Source organism: Streptomyces recifensis (genome assembly GCF_002154615.1).
Lineage (GTDB): Bacteria > Actinomycetota > Actinomycetes > Streptomycetales > Streptomycetaceae > Streptomyces > Streptomyces griseoluteus.
Genome location: NZ_MUNH01000086.1, coordinates 1 through 2,662, shown reverse-complemented (window position 1 = coordinate 2,662; position 2,662 = coordinate 1). Strand labels below are relative to the sequence as shown.

Below are 2,662 nucleotides of genomic sequence, written 5' to 3'. Positions count from 1 at the left end.
GCGTGTACAGCTCCCGGGCGAGCGCCCCGGCGATGCCCTGACCCTCGTGGGCGGGCTCCACCACGGTGTGGACGGGAACCAGGGCGCGCGCGGGCGAGTCGAGCACGAAGTACTCGATGTGCCCGACGACTTCACCCCCGGCGACGGCCTCCAGCCGGCCCGCCGTCCGGTCGTCACGAATCTCCACACCACTCATGGGCACGCACGCTCCTGGTCGTCGTCCACGGTCAGGCCGAAACGGCCTGCGGACTGCGCTGCTGGTCGGAGCCGGGCACCGGCTCGGACGCGTCGGCGCCGAGGGCCACGATCCGGTTCCCCGCGTCCACGTGCACGACCCTGGGCTTCAGCTCGCGCGCCTCGGCATCGGAGACCTGAGCGTAACTGATGATGATCACCAGATCACCGGGCTGCACGAGATGCGCGGCGGCCCCGTTGATCCCGATCACGCCGGACCCGCGCTCACCCTCGATGACGTACGTCTCCAGCCGGGCGCCGTTGGTCACATCCACGATGTGCACCAGCTCACCGGGCAGCAGATCGGCCGCCTCCAGCAGCTCGGCGTCGATGGTCACCGATCCCACATAGTGCAGGTCGGCCTGGGTGACGGTGGCACGGTGGATCTTGGACTTGAACATGGTACGCAACATCGGGGCACTCCCACAAGTAGGCTCCCTGCCTGCGTTCTTGCAGGTCAAGGGCTGTTTCAACACCCTACAACGAGTCGCGTGTCCGGGCAGCTGTCCCCAGGTCTTTCAGGACTCAAGCTGACCTCTTGCCGACTTGCCTGACGCCTCGTCAGGTGACTGGAGGAGGGCTTCGCCCACTCTCGCGGATCCCGCCGTGGCGACGGCCCAAGCCTACGCAGCACCACCGGAGGGACATCCGTGATCACCGTCACGCGGACGGCCTGGACGGCTCAGGCCCCTCGCATCCCGTCGATCGCGATGTTCTCGCGGCCCTCGGCGCGGCGGACGGACACCGCCTGACCCTTGGGGTTCACGGCTACGCGGTCACCGGTGATCAGCGGCACCCAGCGCAGGTGCGCGCCATCCGTATCCGGCAGTTCAGGGGGGTGTCAGAGCCTGACGGCACCGCCCTGGAGCAGCCCAAGGGCCGATCCAGGGCGGGGTCGGGCTGCTGGCCGGGGCGCGCGGCGAACTACATCCGCCGGTCGCCCTGAGGGGCACGCTCGCTCGCGGTGCCAGGCGGCTGCGTGGCCCGGGTCAGCGGCGCCGCTGGGCCAGGATCTGGCCGAGGACCTCATGAACGAATGTGTTGGGGTGCTTGCCCGTAAAGCGGCTGGAGAGCGGCCCGACGGCGGTGACGGGGACATCAACGCTGGTGTGACCGGCAGTCGTCCAGTCCATGGTGAAGGTCCGGTCGCTGCCGTGGATGGAGAAGGGGCCGTCCTCGGCGGAGATGCCGGTGCCGCTCTCGTCGGTGGTGTCATTCTCCTCGACCGCGAGACCGCCGGTCTCATGGTCGCCGGTGACCACGAGGAGAGTGTCGGGATGGGTGGCCTGGTAGGCGCGGGCCACCGCGACGGCCCTCTCCAGATTCTGCATGGCCTGCAGTACGCGGGTGCCGTTGTTCTGGTGCGCGAACTCGTCGACGCCCTCTTCCTCGACCATGAGGAAGAAGCCCTTCTTGTTCTTGTCGAGGGTCTTCAGCGCCTTGCTGGTCATGGTGGCGAGGTCGACGACCGGGCTGTACACATCGCCCTGGCCCTCGGGACGCTGCTGGAACATCTCCTCGTTACCGAACAGGCCGAGCAGCTTGCCGCCCTTGGCCTTCTCCAGCCCCTGCGCGCTGTTGACGTAGGTGTAGCCGCTCCGCTGGGCCTTGGCGATCAGGTTGCCCTGGGTTCCCTTGCTGGCCTCGCTGGTGTCCTCGGCGGGCTTGTCCGGGAAGGCACCCGGGGTGCCGGCGGGCAGCCACCAGTCCTCGCCACCGCCGAGGATGACGTCGGGCTTGCTGACGGCCAGGTACTGGCGGGCGATCTCGTCCTGCCTGCCGCGGTCGGCGGTGTTGGAGAAGAACGCGGCCGGGGAGGCGTCCGTGACCTGCGCAGTCGTGACGAGACCGGTCGCCTTGCCGGTCGCTTTCGCCTGAGCGCCGAGCGTGGGCAGCGGGTTGCCGTCGGGGTCGACGCTGATCGCGCCGTTGTACGTTTTCACACCGGTGGCCCAGGTGGTGGCGGCTGCGGCGGAGTCGGTGACGACGGCCTTGGGATCGTCCGGCGTGGTGGTGAGCTGGCCCGAGACGGGGAGGCGGTCCATCCCCAACTGGCCCTGGAGACCAGCCAGGTGCAGCCGTGCCGCCTCACGTGCCGCGGCGCCCATGCCGTCACCATTGATGAAGATGACACTTTTCGCGGCCGGGGCGTTCGCCGCGCTCTGCGCGACACTGGCGGACGCCCCCGACGCCGGGGTGAGCACCATGGTCGCCACGATGGCCGCGGAAGCCGCGACGGCCGGTGCAGCCCACCTCTTTGCCCGCACGTTTCTGTTCACAACATCCCCCATTGAACATTCAACAACGCGCTTCGAAGCTAGAGGGAGGAGGTTCGGCCAGGCCCAACCGGAGATGACGGGCGAGCGAACAATGTCCTGCCGTCGCCTGCGTCCCAGGAGCTCAACCCCGCCACGGCCCCGGCGCCGGG

3 protein-coding genes are annotated in these 2,662 nt (G+C 68.9%); all 3 read right to left on the bottom strand.

Translation table 11 applies throughout. From position 1 onward, the window contains the following. Positions 1–196 (bottom strand): GNAT family N-acetyltransferase (locus tag CCN33_RS05730; RefSeq protein ID WP_140394475.1); only part of this gene is annotated, 196 nt, incomplete at its 3' end. A gap of 31 nt (positions 197–227) precedes the next feature. Next, on the bottom strand, positions 228–647 hold the full coding sequence (gene panD / locus CCN33_RS05725; protein WP_086691779.1) for an aspartate 1-decarboxylase: 420 nt from the start codon (positions 645–647) through the stop codon (positions 228–230). A 576-nt stretch (positions 648–1,223) separates the two neighbouring features. Continuing rightward, a complete protein-coding gene (locus tag CCN33_RS05720; protein ID WP_086691781.1) occupies positions 1,224–2,441 on the bottom strand; it encodes an alkaline phosphatase in 1,218 nt (405 codons plus the stop codon). Between the last annotated feature and the right edge of the window lie 221 nt (positions 2,442–2,662).